Source organism: Rhodoferax lithotrophicus, assembly GCF_019973615.1.
Lineage (GTDB): Bacteria > Pseudomonadota > Gammaproteobacteria > Burkholderiales > Burkholderiaceae_C > Rhodoferax > Rhodoferax lithotrophicus.
On record NZ_AP024238.1, the window covers coordinates 564,423 to 580,661 of the forward strand.

At 56.8% G+C, this 16,239-nt stretch carries 17 protein-coding genes and 1 rRNA gene; 7 read left to right on the forward strand and 11 right to left on the reverse strand.

Annotated features, from left to right (window positions below; translation table 11 throughout):
• Positions 1–64: 64 nt before the first annotated feature.
• A 5S ribosomal RNA gene (rrf, locus tag LDN84_RS02625) occupies positions 65–177 on the forward strand.
• A 434-nt stretch (positions 178–611) separates the two neighbouring features.
• Here rrf and LDN84_RS02630 read toward each other — a convergent pair.
• The gene (locus tag LDN84_RS02630; RefSeq protein ID WP_223907749.1) at positions 612–1,766 is read right to left on the reverse strand and encodes an alpha-hydroxy acid oxidase; all 1,155 of its coding nucleotides are present in this window, start codon (positions 1,764–1,766) and stop codon (positions 612–614) included.
• Positions 1,767–1,960: 194 nt separating this feature from the next.
• On the opposite strand from LDN84_RS02630, the gene LDN84_RS02635 reads away from it, so the two are divergent.
• A complete protein-coding gene (locus tag LDN84_RS02635) occupies positions 1,961–3,091 on the forward strand; it encodes an NAD(P)/FAD-dependent oxidoreductase (RefSeq protein ID WP_223907751.1) in 1,131 nt (376 codons plus the stop codon).
• An 88-nt stretch (positions 3,092–3,179) separates the two neighbouring features.
• On the opposite strand, the gene LDN84_RS02640 is transcribed toward LDN84_RS02635, so the two are convergent.
• Complete coding sequence (locus tag LDN84_RS02640) at positions 3,180–4,280, reverse strand: slr1591 family oxidoreductase (RefSeq protein ID WP_223907754.1); 1,101 nt, start codon at positions 4,278–4,280, stop codon at positions 3,180–3,182.
• A 132-nt stretch (positions 4,281–4,412) separates the two neighbouring features.
• Between LDN84_RS02640 and LDN84_RS02645 the strand changes: the two genes are divergently transcribed.
• Positions 4,413–4,994, forward strand: coding sequence for a DUF2059 domain-containing protein (locus LDN84_RS02645; protein WP_223907756.1), 582 nt, complete (start codon positions 4,413–4,415; stop codon positions 4,992–4,994).
• Positions 4,995–5,039: 45 nt separating this feature from the next.
• On the opposite strand, the gene ybeY is transcribed toward LDN84_RS02645, so the two are convergent.
• Complete coding sequence (gene ybeY, locus LDN84_RS02650) at positions 5,040–5,483, reverse strand: rRNA maturation RNase YbeY (RefSeq protein WP_223907766.1); 444 nt, start codon at positions 5,481–5,483, stop codon at positions 5,040–5,042.
• A 78-nt stretch (positions 5,484–5,561) separates the two neighbouring features.
• Positions 5,562–6,647 (reverse strand): PhoH family protein, encoded by a 1,086-nt coding sequence (locus LDN84_RS02655; protein WP_223907769.1) that lies wholly within the window; start codon positions 6,645–6,647, stop codon positions 5,562–5,564.
• A 47-nt stretch (positions 6,648–6,694) separates the two neighbouring features.
• Between LDN84_RS02655 and ruvA the strand changes: the two genes are divergently transcribed.
• Entirely contained in the window at positions 6,695–7,267 is a 573-nt protein-coding gene (ruvA, locus tag LDN84_RS02660; protein WP_223907771.1) for a Holliday junction branch migration protein RuvA, read from the forward strand.
• Between the two features lie 83 nt (positions 7,268–7,350).
• Positions 7,351–8,697, forward strand: a complete 1,347-nt coding sequence (locus LDN84_RS02665) for a sensor histidine kinase (RefSeq protein WP_223907774.1) — start codon at positions 7,351–7,353, stop codon at positions 8,695–8,697.
• Here the strand turns inward: LDN84_RS02665 and LDN84_RS02670 are convergent.
• Positions 8,632–9,933 (reverse strand): carbonic anhydrase, encoded by a 1,302-nt coding sequence (locus tag LDN84_RS02670; protein WP_223907777.1) that lies wholly within the window; start codon positions 9,931–9,933, stop codon positions 8,632–8,634. The genes LDN84_RS02665 and LDN84_RS02670 overlap by 66 nt on opposite strands.
• 125 nt (positions 9,934–10,058) lie before the next feature.
• On the opposite strand from LDN84_RS02670, the gene ruvB reads away from it, so the two are divergent.
• Both ruvB and LDN84_RS02680 read left to right on the forward strand, forming a co-directional pair.
• The gene (gene ruvB / locus LDN84_RS02675) at positions 10,059–11,123 is read left to right on the forward strand and encodes a Holliday junction branch migration DNA helicase RuvB (protein ID WP_223907780.1); all 1,065 of its coding nucleotides are present in this window, start codon (positions 10,059–10,061) and stop codon (positions 11,121–11,123) included.
• Positions 11,124–11,542: 419 nt separating this feature from the next.
• Positions 11,543–12,220 (forward strand): hypothetical protein, encoded by a 678-nt coding sequence (locus tag LDN84_RS02680; RefSeq protein WP_223907782.1) that lies wholly within the window; start codon positions 11,543–11,545, stop codon positions 12,218–12,220.
• A gap of 274 nt (positions 12,221–12,494) precedes the next feature.
• Here LDN84_RS02680 and LDN84_RS02685 read toward each other — a convergent pair whose 3' ends face one another.
• From LDN84_RS02685 to LDN84_RS02710, 6 genes are all read right to left on the reverse strand, one after another.
• Positions 12,495–13,298: an alpha/beta hydrolase gene (locus LDN84_RS02685; protein WP_223907784.1), complete on the reverse strand. Its 804-nt coding sequence runs from the start codon at positions 13,296–13,298 to the stop codon at positions 12,495–12,497.
• 58 nt (positions 13,299–13,356) lie between these two features.
• Complete coding sequence (locus tag LDN84_RS02690; protein WP_223907786.1) at positions 13,357–13,995, reverse strand: histidine phosphatase family protein; 639 nt, start codon at positions 13,993–13,995, stop codon at positions 13,357–13,359.
• A complete protein-coding gene (locus LDN84_RS02695) occupies positions 13,992–14,597 on the reverse strand; it encodes a DUF4136 domain-containing protein (RefSeq protein WP_223907789.1) in 606 nt (201 codons plus the stop codon). The genes LDN84_RS02690 and LDN84_RS02695 overlap by 4 nt, the downstream gene beginning before the upstream one ends.
• A gap of 6 nt (positions 14,598–14,603) precedes the next feature.
• Positions 14,604–15,545 (reverse strand): tRNA 2-thiocytidine(32) synthetase TtcA, encoded by a 942-nt coding sequence (gene ttcA, locus LDN84_RS02700; protein ID WP_223907792.1) that lies wholly within the window; start codon positions 15,543–15,545, stop codon positions 14,604–14,606.
• The gene (locus LDN84_RS02705) at positions 15,542–15,736 is read right to left on the reverse strand and encodes a PIN domain-containing protein (protein ID WP_223907794.1); all 195 of its coding nucleotides are present in this window, start codon (positions 15,734–15,736) and stop codon (positions 15,542–15,544) included. Before LDN84_RS02705 ends, ttcA begins: the two co-directional genes overlap by 4 nt.
• Positions 15,737–15,820: 84 nt before the next feature.
• Positions 15,821–16,204: a dihydroneopterin aldolase gene (locus LDN84_RS02710; RefSeq protein WP_223907796.1), complete on the reverse strand. Its 384-nt coding sequence runs from the start codon at positions 16,202–16,204 to the stop codon at positions 15,821–15,823.
• Positions 16,205–16,239 lie beyond the last annotated feature (35 nt).

The window sequence follows — 16,239 nt, forward strand, 5'->3', positions numbered from 1 at the left end:
TGAAGCTGATTAGCTCTATAAATTGGTTGCTCAGACCTTGTGTCTGAGTAACAAAAAGTTTTTGCCTGACGACCATAGCGAAGTGGTACCACTCCTTCCCATCCCGAACAGGACAGTGAAACGCTTCTGCGCCAATGATAGTGCGGATTCCCGTGTGAAAGTAGGTCATCGTCAGGCTCCCTATGCCGAAACGCCCAGTGTAAAAACTGGGCGTTTTCCTTAGAAAGTCTTCAAACTTTTTAAGGAAAACGATAGAAAAATGGGCAACCGAGCATTGTCCACACACTCTCTCAACTGCATTAATCGTTGGATTATTGTTGAGCGATGAGTAATCTTTTATCTTCTAGTCCACATTCAAGCATGTACGCTCGTGTGTCTGAGGTTTCGGTTGCTTTTCGTAGATTTGTCTACGCTCTCATGCGTTTAATTCAAATGACCCGGATGAATGCCTTGAACCGCTGGCCTATCTCAGTGCTGTATTGACCCGTTTCCCAACGGGTCCCAATAGCTGTATGGCGGAGCCGCAGCCTACGCGCTGGCAGCCTCCGGCCCGGGCCGGTCAATAGGCCTCTTGCCTTTGCGATGCAAGGGGTGGGTAATGCATGCTTGCGCTACTGCGGATAGGTTCCAGGTAACAAAACTCTTTTGTCCACCGTATCGATTTGGGTATGGCCACAAAAGGCCATGGTCAGGTCAAGTTCTTTATGGATGATCTCCAGTGCTTTGGTCACGCCCGCTTCGCCCATGGCACCCAGACCGTACAAAAATGCTCGACCAATGTAGGTGCCGCGCGCGCCCAATGCGCGGGCTTTGAGCACGTCTTGCCCGCTACGGATGCCGCCGTCCATATGCACCTCAATCTGGCTACCTACCGCATCCACGATAGCGGGCAGGGCGGAGATGGAGGATGGCGCACCATCAAGCTGGCGGCCCCCGTGGTTACTGACGATCAGTGCGTCCGCACCTGAGTTCACGGCCAGATGCGCGTCTTCCACGTCCTGAATACCTTTGAGGATTAGCTTGCCGCCCCAACGGTTCTTGATCCACTCGACATCGTTCCAGCTCAGTGCCGGGTCAAACTGCTTGGATGTCCATTCACTCAGGCTACCCATGTTTTCCACGCCTTTGACGTGGCCGACGATATTGCCAAAACCGTGCCGTTTGGTACCCAGCATACCCAGGCCCCAGCGTAATTTGGTGGCCATGTTGACGATGTTGGTCAGGGTGGGTTTGGGTGGTGCGGACAAACCGTTGATCAGGTCCTTATGGCGCTGGCCGATGATTTGCAAGTCAAGCGTGAGCACCAGCGCCGAGCAGTTGGCCGCTTTGGCGCGGTCAATCAGACGCTCGATGTAATCCCGGTCTTTCATCACATACAGCTGAAACCAGAATGGGTGGCCTCCGGTTTCCTGGGCCACGTCCTCGATTGAGCAAATGCTCATGGTTGACAGCGTGAACGGAATGCCGAACTTCTTGGCGGCATTGGCCGCCTTGATCTCGCCATCGGCACACTGCATGCCGGTCAGCCCGGTTGGCGCAATCGCCACCGGCATGGTCACCTTCTGACCGATCATGGTGCTGGCGGTGCTTCGGTTTTCCATGTTGATGGCCACGCGCTGACGCAGTTTGATCTTCTGGAAGTCTTCGCTGTTGGCCCGGTAAGTGGATTCAGTCCAGCTGCCAGAGTCAGCGTATTGGTAAAACATGCGGGGCACGCGTTTTTGAGCAAGGACACGAAGATCCTCAATATGGGTGATCACTGGCATGGCAAGGTTCCTTTCATACGGACTCATGTTACGGTGATCGCGCCACACTCTGTTTGAAAAGCGGTGAATGCAGCATGAAAAAAATGATTGTTCGGGTCTAGTGATACCCAAATTGCCGAGAAATCGCGTCAAACTGGGAATAATCCGATAGACCTTACTGCTTCGGTGGGGTTTTGTTTTATGAAGGTTGATCCATGAAATCTGCAGATATTCTGATCCTGGGGGCTGGCATGGCGGGTGCGTCGGCGGCCTATTTCTTGGCCCCCCATCGGAAACTGGTTTTGCTGGAGCGTGAGGCGCAGCCGGGTTACCACGCGACAGGGCGGTCTGCGGCACTGTTTTCCGAAACCTATGGCAATGCGACGGTGCGAGCCATCACGACCGCATCCAAGCCGTTTTACAGCAAACCGCCATCCGGTTTTTCGGATTACCCGCTGATCACGCCACGTGGGTCACTGATGGTGGGCGCAGAGGCGGACCATGAAGTGCTGCGCCATAACCTGGAGGCCATGCGTGCACTGGTGCCCAATGTGGAATGGTGGACGCAGGCAGAAATCTTGAAACGTGTGCCGGTGCTACGACCAGAATCTGCCGTGTATGGCGTGTATGAGCCGGATGCCATGGATCTGGATGTCCACAGCATTCACCAGGGTTTTTTGAAAGCGGCCAAAGCGGCAGGGGCGCAACTGGTGTGTGATGCCGAAGTGCATCAGATGCGCTATGAGGCAGGGCAGTGGTGTGTTGAAACAGCTGCTGGACATTTTTGCGCACCGGTGGTAATTAATGCGGCCGGGGCCTGGTGTGATGAGCTGGCCGTGTTGGCCGGTGTGAAACCCGTGGGTTTGAGCCCCAAACGCCGCACCGCGTTCACCTGTGATGCCAGCGAGTGCAGCCAATGGCCCATGGTGATGGACGCACAAGAGTCGTTTTACTTCAAGCCCGATGCCGGTGTACTGCTGGTTTCCCCAGCCAACGAAGACCCGATGAGCCCGCAAGACGTTCAGCCGGAAGAGCTGGATGTGGCCATTGCTGTGGATCGGCTTGAGAACGCGACCACCTTGCAGATCCGCCAAGTGCGGCGCAAATGGGCCGGTTTGCGATCATTTGTGCAAGACCGGACACCGGTAGTCGGTTTTGCGCCTGATGCACCCGGGTTTTTCTGGCTGGCTGGTCAAGGTGGTTATGGCATCCAGACCGCACCCGCCATGGGTGAACTTACCGCCGCGCTGGTGCGTGGTTTGGACGTGCCCGCCCACATGGCGGCGCTGGGATTGCGCGCGCAAGATGTGTCGCCACAGCGTTCCGCTTTGATTGCAGCCTTGTAGGCCTCCCGTTTTGGGGTGATAAGCACTTTTGTCTGTCACCCGCTTGCGCCAACCCATCGCTTGCACCGTTGGCATTGGGCGACCCTCCTCAAACGCTGTATTTTTTGATGAACCCGCGATCAATTCGGTTTTTAAGCCACCACACCCAGCGCCCTTGGGCCGACCAGTTTCCCCAGCTGGCAATCGCGTGGCGGCTACCGCATGAGAGCAGGTTCAGGGTCTTCTTTGGCGGAATGTAGGGCGCAGGCTGGATGCCTGCCAGTACCGCGCGCAAATTTCGGGTGAGTGGTGCACCGGCGCGCACCGCGTACACCCCGCTTTTGGGTAGGCTCACATCCTGGCGGCTGGTCACATCACCGGCCGCAAACACATGGGGGTGGCTGGTGCTACGCTGAAACACATCTACCGCCACAAAGCCCTGTTCATCCAGAGCCAATCCGCTGCCTTGCAGCCAACCAGGAGCATGCGCGCCGATGGCGATGATGGGTACGTCGCAGGCCAGCCGTGCACCACTGGACAGACTCACTTCACCTGCAGTCAAGGCACATGCGCTGGTCTGAAGGACGGTGATGTGGCGGGCCTTCAAGGCTTGCACCATCATGGCTTGAACGGCTGTGGGGTAGTTGGCCCCCACGGGGGTATCGCCACTGAGCAGCGTGACGGACGCAGCTGGTAGCCGGTGCGTGACCGCACAGGCCAACTCAAACCCGGCAGCCCCCCCGCCAATGATGGCAAAGCGCAAAGGTTTTTGCTGTCCCATGGCCACCACCTTGGGCCACAAGGCTGCAAAGCGCTCAATCGGGCGAACAAACAAGGCGTGCTCTGCGGCACCAGGCATCAGTTGCTCGATTTTTTGCCGGTCTTGCACAGGGCCACTGTTGATGGACAGCACGTCGTAAGGAATGTTTTGGCCATCATCCAGGGTGACGGTGCGTTGGGCTGCATCCAGCGCGGTGGCGTTGTGTCTGAGCCAGGTCACGGAGGTGTTTTTCAGGAAAGGTTCCAGTGGAATCACGCAGTCTTCAAACGCGTAATGGCCTGCCACAAAGCCGGGCACCATACCCGAATACAGTTGGCGCGGGTAAGGCGCGATCAGCGTGATTTCCACGCCTGCAAGTGCTTGGGTTGTCAGGGTGGAGAGCAGGTGGACGTGAGCATGGCCAGCGCCGAGCATCACCAGATGTTTCATGGATCGTTTCCTAGGATTTCTTGCCTGTCACATTCAGGGGTGACGGTGGGCTGTGGTTCATCGGTTAAGCTCAATTGTCTGAGCAATGCCTTCTGAAGGTTTTGTGATCTGAAAAACTACCAGGAAAATTTCATGAAAAAGTGGTGTGTGGCAAGTGTGATCATGGTGTGTGGTGCGGTGCATGCGCAAACCTCCAGTGCAAAAACTGAGCTGATTTCCAAAATTCTGACCCTGCAGCAGCAGGTGATTGAGCAAACGGCGCAGTCCCTGGTCGAGCGCCCGGCATTGCAGATGATGCAGCAGGCCAGTCTTGCTTTGCAAACCCGTGTGGCACCCGAAAACCGCGAAGCCGTTGCCAAGGCCATCCAGGCTGATTTGAAAGCTTATGCGGATGACGTGGGCCCGCTGGTTCGACAAAAAGCCGTCAAGCTGGCTCCTTCTACTGTTGGTGCGTTGCTGGATCAACGTTTTTCGGAAGATGAACTCAAGCAACTCATTGCCATCATCGAATCACCGGTGAATCGCAAATACCAGCAAATGGGGGGTGATCTGCAAAAAGCCTTGGTGGACCAACTGGTGACTGAAACCAAAGCGGTGGTCGAGCCCAAGGTGAAAGCCCTTGAGCAGGCCATGGTGAAACATCTGGGCTTGCCCGCTGTTCCTGCCGCTCAAGCCTCCAAGCCTGCAGCGACTGCTAAAACACCCAAAAAATAGGTTCACACCCTCAGGAACATCGGTTTCCTGAGGCGTGGAGATGGCTCAGTAGGGGTTGTCAAACCCCAGGCGCGCCATGATCTCGCTCTCGCGCAGTTCCATCACTTGCGCGTCTTCCTCTTCATCGTGATCCCAGCCCTGGGCATGTAGTGCCCCGTGTACCAGCAGGTGGGCGTAATGTTCTTCCAGGGTTTTGTTCTGCTCTTGCGCCTCGGCGGCCACCACCGGGGCACACAGCACCAGATCCGCCGTCACGATGGGTTCCTGCGTGTAGTCAAAGGTCAGTACATTGGTGGCGTAGTCTTTTTGGCGGTAATCGCGGTTCAGGGTTTGGCCTTCTTCGGTATCGACAATACGCACGGTGAGTTCGGCATCAGATTGCAGCGCAGCACGCAGCCAGCGGGCCACTTTGTGGCGGGGCAGGGCGGCACGGTGCAGCGGGGCATCGGCAAAGCGGGCAAATTGCAAAGACAGGGTGAGTTGGTTCATAAAAGGGGTATTTTTATAGAAGAAAATGGCCTCTAGAGCTTGTTTTTAAAGCGTAAGTAGCTACTTATTTTATAGCTATCAATCCACCGCCGGTTTCTTGCGGCGGGGTGCACGTGCGACAGCATTGGCTTTGGGGGTCACTTTGGCGCGTGTTGGCAGTCTGGGGGGCGTGTGCACCGGCAGCGGCGTGGCTTCGAATGCCGGCATGGGCAGCGCATCGTCACGCGGGTGGGGCTGAATACGGCCCGGCGCATCGTAGGCATCGACAATCCGTGCTACCAGCGGGTGGCGCACCACGTCGGCACTGGTCAGGCGACACATGGCAATACCTTCCACGCCCTTGAGCACTCGCTCGGCATCAATCAAGCCGCTGAACTGGGTGGTGGGCAGGTCAATCTGGCTCACGTCGCCGGTGACCACGGCTTTGGAGCCAAAGCCAATGCGGGTCAAGAACATCTTCATCTGCTCGGGTGTGGTGTTTTGCGCTTCGTCCAGGATCACAAACGAGGTGTTCAGGGTACGCCCGCGCATGAAGGCCAGCGGCGCGATCTCAATGCTCTGGCGCTCAAAAGCTTTTTGCACCGCCTCAAAACCCATCAGGTCGTACAGCGCGTCGTACAACGGGCGAAGGTACGGGTCAATTTTTTGCGCCAAATCACCCGGCAGATAACCCAGGCGCTCACCGGCTTCCACGGCTGGGCGGGTCAGCACAATACGTTGCACCGCGCTGCGTTGCAAGGCGTCCACCGCCATCGCAACTGCCAAATAGGTTTTGCCGGTACCCGCCGGGCCAATGCCAAAGGTGATGTCGTGGCTGGCAATGCTGTCGAGGTAACGCGCCTGGTTCATCGAGCGGGGTTTCAGGTCGGCACGTTTGGTTTTGAGCGAGGGGCCGTCTTCACCGTTCACGTCACCGTCGCCCGAGAGCATCAGTTGCACCGTGCGCGGCTCAATTGGGCGTGAGGCCATTTCATACAGCGCTTGCAGCATCTCCATGCCGCGCTTGGCGTTGGCTTTGAGGCCGTCGACCTTGAATTGCTCGTGCCGATGCGCAATTTTGACCTGCAGCGCGGCCTCAATCGTGCGCAAATGCTCATCGGTCGGGCCACACAGATGGGCCAGCCGGGTGTTGTTGGGGGGAGAAAAGATGTGGCGAAGGATCACGTTGATAATTCCAGAAAGAGGGGCTGTTCCCCCATGATAGGTAAAAAATGATCGCAAAGTTAACCGGCACGCTCGACACCAAAAACCCGCCAGCCGTTGTCATCGATTGCCATGGCGTGGGCTACGAGGTGTTTGTGCCCATGAGCACGTTTTACAACCTGCCGGAACTGGGCAGCAAAATCACGCTGCTGACACATTTTGTGGTGCGTGAAGATGCGCAAATTCTGTATGGTTTTGCCACTGCCCAGGAGCGCGAGGGTTTTCGTGAACTGATCAAAATCTCGGGCGTGGGGCCACGCACGGCGCTCTCGATCCTCTCGGGCATGAATGTGGCCGAGCTGGCGCAGGCCGTCACCTTGCAGGAGGCGGGCCGATTGATCAAGGTGCCAGGCATAGGCAAAAAAACCGCTGAGCGGCTGCTGCTGGAGCTCAAGGGCAAGCTCGGGCCTGACATTGGGGTGGTGGCCAGCGTGGCCAGCGATGCGCAAAGCGATATTTTGCAGGCCTTGCTGGCGTTGGGTTACAGCGACCGTGAGGCCGCCGCCGCCTTGAAAGCTTTGCCCCAAGAGGTTGGGGTGAGCGAGGGCATCAAGCTGGCACTCAAAGCACTGGCAAAATAAGTCCTCTGTCGTGGGTTGAAGGCCAACCGGTTTGCACCGTTGCCTGCTGCTTGCGTACCATGTCGGCACCTTAAAGGCGTTTGATGACACGAAACATACCACCAGAACTTGAGACACTACTGGGTGTGGTGTCCGCGTGCGTGGATGAGGGCGGACATCTGGTGGCCGCCAATGCCGGGTTCATGCGATTGCTGCCGCCTGATTTGCCACACACACCGGGGATGAATGTGGCGCGGTTTTTTATTCAACCCGATTTTTCGAGTTTGAGCCAAAAGCCAAGTGGCCCCAATGGGTTGGTGTACAGCGGTTTGCTGACCATAGGTGATTTTGCTGACAAAACGCGAACCCTGCGGGCACGGGTCTGGCGTGAAGATGCACAGTTGAATCTGTTGGCCGACTTTGAGATTGCCATTCTTGAGCACATGAGCGAGACGGTGTTGGAGCTAAATCAAGCCTACTCTGGCATGCACATTGAACTGGCGCATAACAACCTCAAGCTCAAACAAAACAAGGTGCAGCTGGAACAAACCGTGGCTGAGTTGCAAGAGGCCAACCACAAGTTGGCACAAGCGCAGAGCCAACTGGTTCAATCAGAAAAATTGGCCTCCGTAGGTTTGCTGGCGGCTGGCGTGGCACATGAAATCAATACCCCGCTGGGTTTTGTCAATTCAAATTTTGGCACGCTTCGCACTTATATAAACGATTTGCTGGCCATCATTGATGCCTATGAAGCGGCCTTGCCCCCGACGGACAGCGGGGTGGCAGACTTGACTGCCGTGGAGGCACTCAAGCAGAAAGTGGATTTGGCGTATCTCAAGGAAGATATGCCCAGTTTGCTCAAGGAGTCATTGCAGGGACTGGACCGCGTCAAACGAATCGTGAAAGGGCTCAATGATTTTGCACGGGTTGACACCACCGATGTGTGGGAGCGTGTCAACCTGAATGAGTGCCTTGATGGCATTGTGGATTTGTTCTGGGGTCAATTTAGTCCGTATTGTGAGCTGCACAAAGACTACTCTGAGGTGCCGTCGGTGCCCTGTGTGGCATCGCAGATCAGCCAGGTGTTCATGAATTTGCTGGTGAATGCCGGGCAGTCGGTACATGATCACGGCACGGTCACCTTGCGCACCGGCTATGTGAGTGATCAGGCATGGGTTGAGGTGTCCGATACCGGATGTGGCATTTCGGTGGAGGATCAAAAACTGATTTTTGACCCCTTTTTCACCACCAAACCGGTAGGTCAAGGAACCGGTTTAGGGCTTTCGGTGGCGATGGGGGTGGTGAGTAAACACCAAGGGCGCATTGAAGTGCAAAGCAAGGTAGGGCAGGGGTCTGTCTTTCGGGTGTGGCTACCCCTGCACCCCTCACTGGGCATCACGCACCGGCCTGCCATGGATGGGCTGCACCGGGCGGGCGTTGTTGGGGAATAGTTGCTGGAACAAGCGGAGTTGTTCGCGGCTAATCTGGGTGGGTGTTTTAAGCACCATCCACAGCACGCCTTCCGTGCATGGCGGCGTGGTGAGTGACCCCATGAATTGGTAATAACGCTGATCTTTGGGCAGCAACTCGTTCATGTCGATGATGCCGCCGGGCATCCGCACCCGGTCATTCAGATCCAGCGGCATATACGTCCACACCTTGTTGATCAGTGGGTTGGCTTCGCCGGGGTCCAGCAGCACCGCCACCACCGCCAATTGGCCTTCATTGTTTTTGTGTACCAAATGCGCCACCATGGCGTAGTTGCGGTAGTTCACCTGCTCTTCGGATGGGGTATGAAAGTGAAACTGCACCAGCTTGTAGACCGAGCCACGCACCGTCAGGGTGTTGTCTCCATACAAATCAACCTGGATGGTGTGGCCGTTGTTCACCACCGTGCCGCTGGAAGCCGCGTAGTTGAACTGCAGCGGTTCAGCCGGGCCCTTCAGCGTGATCGACTCCTCAATGTTGATGGGTGACTGGCGCTTGCCAATAGCACACACGTTGAATTCGGGTTTGAGCTTGCCCCAGTTCTGGGGGCCGTTTTCACCCTCATACGCCCAATGGGGCCCGTCACCATGGGTGTTACCCCCAGCCGGTTCCGCGGCACCGTTACCAGGTGTCTCATGGCCCGTCAGGGCGGCCGCCTTGGCCTGGATGTATTCCCGACTGGCTTTGGGGTTCACTGTGACGGCATGTGCCGCCGGACGGCGGGCCACAGCAACCGGCACGGCGGCATGTACGGTGGCGGGTGCCATGTTTTCTGTGGCGGGAGCGTCATGGGACTCCACTGCGGGGGCCTTGGCAGAGAGGGCGTGTGACGTGGCCGATTTGCTGGTGGCGGGTTTGACTTCGGGCTTGTCCTGGATGATTAGCGTCAGTTTTTTTCGGTCGATCAGCTTGTCCCGAAGTGCTGCCTTGATGTCTACCGCCAATTCCTTGTTGTCCGGGGCAGAAGCCGCTTCTGCCGGGGTTGACGTTGATAAGGCTTTTTTGGTGGAGTGTGCAGGTGCCACCTCATGGGCGGCGGGTTCTGCTGCGTGACTGAGCGGCAGCACCAGCGCAGCTAAAAGCAACCCGGTCATGTCGCAGGCCAGCCAGAATCTCCTGAGGCTGGTGATCGAGCGGGCCTCAACGTAGCGGATGAGTGGCTTGGCAATGTGTTGTGGCATGGTTTTCATGGTTGGCATGGGTCAGATGCTGACCTTGTCATGGGTTTTGTAAGCCTTTATCGGCATATGTCGGGCATGGCTTGAATCTGTGGCGGGTGAGGCAGGGCGCTATAGTGCCATTTTGTTTCCAACCCGAGTCTGCCTTGAGTATCCAAACCGACGACTTTGCCCCGGCACCACCCAAGCGCGTGGTGTCCAACACGCCCGCATCTCCCAATGAAGAAGCGATTGAGCGTGCCTTGCGCCCCAAGCTGCTCGACGAATACGTGGGCCAGGCCAAAGCCCGTGAGCAGCTGGAGATTTTTATCAGCGCCGCCAAGATGCGGGACGAGGCGCTGGACCACGTGTTGCTGTTTGGCCCGCCCGGCCTGGGCAAAACCACCCTGAGCCACATCATTGCCGCCGAGCTGGGCGTGAACCTGCGCCAGACCAGCGGCCCGGTGCTGGAAAAGCCCAAGGACTTGGCGGCGCTGCTGACCAATTTGGAAAAAAACGATGTGCTGTTCATCGACGAGATCCACCGCCTTTCTCCCGTGGTGGAAGAAATCCTGTACCCGGCGCTGGAAGACTACAAAATCGACATCATGATCGGCGAAGGCCCGGCGGCGCGCAGCATCAAGCTCGATTTGCAGCCTTTCACCCTGGTCGGGGCCACCACCCGCGCCGGTATGCTGACCAACCCGCTGCGGGATCGCTTTGGCATCGTGGCGCGGCTGGAGTTTTACACGCCCGAGGAGCTGGCGCGTATTGTGAAACGCAGCGCAGGCCTGCTGAATGTGCCGACCAATGAACAAGGCGGCTTTGAAATTGCCCGCCGCTCGCGCGGCACGCCGCGCATAGCCAACCGTCTGCTGCGCCGGGTGCGCGACTATGCCGACGTGAAAGGCAGCGGCGAGATCACGCTGGACGTCGCCAACCGCGCCTTGCAGATGCTGGATGTGGACCCGCAAGGCTTCGATTTGATGGACCGCAAGCTGCTCGAAGCCGTGATCCACCGCTTTGACGGCGGCCCGGTCGGGCTGGACAACATTGCCGCCAGCATTGGCGAAGAGCGCGAAACCATTGAAGATGTGATCGAGCCGTATCTGATCCAGCAAGGCTACCTGCAACGCACCCCGCGCGGGCGCATTGCCACCCTGGCGGCGTACCGGCATCTGGGCGTGACACCGCCAGCCAATCAGGCGGCTGTTGATCTGTTTGGGGTTTGACGCATACAAAGGCGCACAAACGCATGACCAACACCGCATGGCATGTATTCCGAACCCATCGGAGCTGGAAACTGGCCATTGCCTTCATTCGAGTTGGTGGGACTGAGTTGTTGGATTGTTTTAATGAAAAATAAGGCTGTAGTGCTTATTCAATAAGCGTAAGAAGCTATAAATTTAGAAGCGTTTGGCGCCAGGTTTTGTGGCCATGATTTCAATAACTACAGCACACGCTAGGCACAAACCGAGCCGGTTGTATCTATAAGCTTGACACTGCAAGAGTCGGGGCGTAGAGTGACCAATCAGCAAATCCAAACACAGTTTCAGTGGGCGTAAAAGCTCGAAAAGCAACCGTTTTACCGCTTTGTTTAAGCGAGTGTTCAGATTTTTATCGGCTATCACAACTCTGAAGGAGTCTCATCATGTCTATGTCAGTGTCAATGGGCCTGCCGGGCATTGTCAGATCCACATCCTCATCCTTACAAACCAAGTCGCCTAGCCAAGACCAACAGACGCAGTCAAACACTGCGCCACAGTTCGGTCTAGATACCGCGAGTGCAGTCGCGCAAGCGCAAAAAATTGTGGACGATGCGATGGCCGGGATCATGCTGGCTAGACAAAATGCCACACCGTATGTCTCCTTGTCGTCCCGCTCGACGGTCAGTTTGGACCGGACTTCGCAGACCGATATCCGTACGTCGCAATCGCTTCAGAATGATCTGCAACAAATGAGAGAGATGTTGGGCGCTCTATCCAACCAGGGGTCAACCCAAACCGAGAGTGGTTCAGCGCAGCAGTCGGTGAGTGCGGCACAGGTGGTCACTTCGACTGGTTCGGCCGCCCAGATCAATACGAACGGTGATTCTTCATCCCAAACCCAAGCGACCGCAACGACGGCGAACACCAACACGTCAAAATTGGGATTGCAGGCGATCAGTTCATATTCACAAATGGCAAGGCTGAGCCGGGCCAGTGCCGCAGGCAGCACTACGGGCGTGTCGGAGCAAACGCAAGGGGCGCAATCATTGCAGCAACTTGGGACAACGGCGCTGGCGGGGGCCAACCAGTCAACTCAACAAGTCCTGTCCTTGTTTCGTTGACGCTGGGCAGGCCGGGTTGATGGTCTGAATCATCGTCAGCGTCAGCTTGCCGTCTCGTCTTCTGCCTGTGCCGCCCGCTACGGCGCTCCGCAGGCAGTTGTGCACCAAGTTGGGCGCGTTGTTGATGACGGTCAAAAGGCTGAATCCGGACATGCGAATTTACCGATTGCTGACATTCAACGTTGATGCCACGCATGAGTGAAGGTTTAAGGGCGGGATTGTGAAATGCACCGCCAAAAGCCCGCTGTCGAAAAAATTACGTCGTCAAATGAAATTACATCGATGGATGGATGACCCAGTTGGCGATCAGATCCACCGCATCCCTCTCCATTCCAATGAAGCCGTGATAGTGCAACGCCTCGCACGGGTCACCAGATGCGCCATCACCGCCGCTGACCAAGACCGTCTTCTTGATTGGGGAGTTTTTCAGACCACCTGCAATGTCCTTGGCCTCATAGGGGGTGCATACCTTGCAAGCATCGCGTTCGTGATGCAACACCAGCACTGGCACCTTGATTTTGGCCAAGTCTTGCGTAGGCACTGCGCCTTTAACGCGATAGGCCGTCACGGATGAAGTCAAAACGATACCGGCAATGTTTGAACCCGAGTCTCGAATTGCTGCCGCAGTTACAGAGATCGTTCCCATACTTGTACCAATAAGCCAAATCGGAGCAGTGCTTTTAGCCTTGATGGTCCGAAAGATCGCTTGATTATCGAGGTCATGGTCGTCCCCTATACGGGTCAGTCCATCAAGGCTTGATACATCAGTGGCACGACCGACCAAAATCACATTGAATGGACGCACCGAAAATAACTTGGCTGATCGAATCAGAAAATTCATGCTGCTGGGCCAACCATCTGTCCCAATCTTGCCGAATCCCCCTCCACCGCCGGAATACAGCACAACGGTTGCAACTGCGCTCTTATTCCACACTGCGTAAATTGGCACGAATAGCCCACGAGTTTCAACCCGCTCAAGATGACCAACCTGAACTTCATTGGCTCTTGAAAGAGAACTGAAACTAAGTGCCATAAAAAATGCCAGCAGTGCGGATGTAATCTTCATTTTTTTGTTCACTTTATTTCAGCCCAAAGTTGTTGAGCCACATAACCCTCTCTGCTTTGAATGGATTGACTCAAGCACTGCCTTCATCCAGCACCTCGGCTTCCAGGTGGCTGGTGTCGCCCCATCCCACCAGCGTAAAACCCTCGGGGGTCCATAGCAGGCGGTTGATGGCGGCATTGCCCAGGTGCCAGCTGCGTGGTGCCTGCAATTCCTGGCCGGTGGCCAGGCGGTAGAGTTGATCGAGCACACCGCCGTGCGCCACCAACACAATTTGCCCGCCCAGATGTTGCTGTGCCAATGCCGTGGCGGTGCTGGCAATCCGTTCGCGCATGACGCGCAGGGACTCGCCACCGGGCGGGGCCCAGTCGGGCTCGCGTTTGCGCCAGAGCAGCGCGTCTTCGGGCCAAAGGGTGTCGAGTTCGGCGTAGGTTTTGCCCTCAAAGCTGCCAAAGCCGCGTTCGCGCAGACCTTGGTGGGCATGCAGGGGCGCTTGGGTGGTGTCGGCAATGGCTTGGGCGGTTTGCCAGGCGCGCTGCAGGTCGCTGGCGTAAATGGCCTGCACCGCTTCGTCACGCAGCGCGTTGGCCACCTGGCCGGCCTGCCAGAGGCCTTGGGCGTTGAGGGCAATATCGGTATGGCCTTGCAGGCGGGTCTCGGCATTCCAGGCGGTTTCGCCGTGGCGGATGACAATCAGACGGGTGGCCATCATCGGGGAATCTCGATGTTGACCCGCCGAACTCCGGCGGGTGGGTGGGGAAAGTCTTGCAGCGCCGCGTCCAGCATGGCGGACAAAATGGCGGTGCTGTCGCGCCAGATGCCTTCGTGGGTGGCATGACTCTCGAACACCACGGTTTGCGAGGCATCGCGCATGATCAGGCTGACTTGTCGCCAGTAGCTGGGTTGTGTGTCCAGGCCCGGAAACAGCGCTCCCCGGTTGCCGATGCTGACGGAACCATTGCCAAATACCCAGCCCAAGCCAATGCCGATGTTCATGCCATTCTGGTAGGGGTTGCTTTCCTGCCGTTGTACGGCCGTGACCTGGACGCTCAACGGCGCTTTGTCGGCCTGTTTCAGGCCAACTTTGGCCAGCGCTTGTTGCGCCAGGGCTTCCAGTTGCGCTTGCGCGGGGTCGGCCTGCTGTGAGGGCAGACGCTCAAAACGGTAGCTGGCACCCGCGGCCACGGTGTGTGGCGTAAAGCTACTGACCTGGGTATCGATCAGCCGGGTGCTGGCGCAGCCGGAGAGTGTGATTGCTATAAAAAATAGAGCTGCTTGCGCATATTTGGCAAGATCTAGAGGTATTTTTTTCATATAAACCTAAAGTTGCACCAATGACACGCCGGGCAAGCTGGGCAGCGGGAATTCTTCGGCATCAAAGGCCTTGTCGCCATTGTCATCGGCCACGCCGGTGAGCTGGATACCTTTGAAGTCATAACGTTTGCCATCCATCAGGTGCGAGGGCACCACATTTTGCAGCGCGGTGAACATGGTTTCGGTGCGGCCGGGGTACTGGCGTTCCCACTGGTTGACCATGCGCTTGATTTCCTGGCGTTGCAGGTTTTCCTGGCTGCCACATAGGCTGCACGGGATGATCGGGAACTGCCGGTGCGCGGCCCAGGCGATCAGGTCTTTTTCAGCCACATGGGCCAGTGGGCGGATCACGATGTGGCCGCCGTCGTCGCTCACCAGCTTCGGGGGCATGCCTTTGAGTTTGCCGGCAAAGAACATGTTCAAAAAGAAGGTGTGCAACATGTCGTCGCGGTGGTGGCCGAGGGCGATTTTGGTGATCTTGAGCTTGTCGGCCACGCCGTACAAAATGCCGCGGCGCAGGCGGCTGCACAGGCTGCACATGGTCTTGCCCTCGGGCACCACTTTTTTGACAATGCTGTAGGTATCCTGGGTTTCAATGTGGTACTCAATGCCCAGCTTGCTCAGGTACTCGGGCAGGATGTGCGCCGGGAAACCGGGCTGCTTTTGATCCAGGTTGACGGCCACGATGTCAAAGTGGATCGGGGCGCGTTTTTGCAGCTTGAGCAAAATGTCCAGCAGGCCAAAGCTGTCTTTTCCGCCGCTCACGCAGACCATCACGCGGTCGCCCTCTTCGATCATGTTGAAGTCGATGATGGCCTGGCCGACCTGGCGGCATAGGCGCTTTTCCAACTTGTGCACTTCACGCTGGATTTTGGTTTTTTGGGATGTGGCAGGCGCGGCTTGCTCAGGTGTCGCCACAGTTTCGGGTTCGGTGAAAAAGGTCGTCATGGCTGTTTCAAATATTCTTCTGGAGAGAGGGCTGGCACCGGGCTTTTGGTGAAATCTTTCAGGTTGCGCGTCAAAATCAAGTGGGCTGCGCAGGCTTGTGCCGAATGGGCGATCACGCCGTCTTCAAAGTCTGTCATGGGGCTGCTTAAGGCGGCTTGCAAGGTGGATTTTTCCACCTTGGCGACGGTCATCCGGATTTTAATTCGCGTCTAAATATATTTATATTTTTACGGGCGAGAACCATGGTGTGAGGCATCCCACTCCTGTATTCGCGCCTACCACTGCCCGGTTTCCATGCGAATCGCCACCTCGCAGTCGGCAAAAATTTCCAGCTTGGCAATCTTCACCCGCACACCCTTCACGCCGGGCAGTTGCATCAGCCGCGTAGCCAGTTTGCCAATCAATGTTTCGAGCAGGTTGACGTGTTCGGCGGTGCATTCGTCGATGATGATCTTGCGCACCTTGCGGTAGTCCAGCACATGCATGATGTCGTCGTCCTTGGGCAGCAGGGGCTGGTGGCCCAGACTCAGTTCGGCATCCACCTGGATCGGTTGTGGGGCGGTTTTTTCGGATTCCAGGATGCCCAGGTTGGCATCAAAGCGCAAGCCGATCAATGTCAGGATTTGCTGGCCGACGGCGTGGCTGTGGGGTGTGGTCATGGTGCGTGTGGGGTTGGGATGCAGGCCAGGCTGCG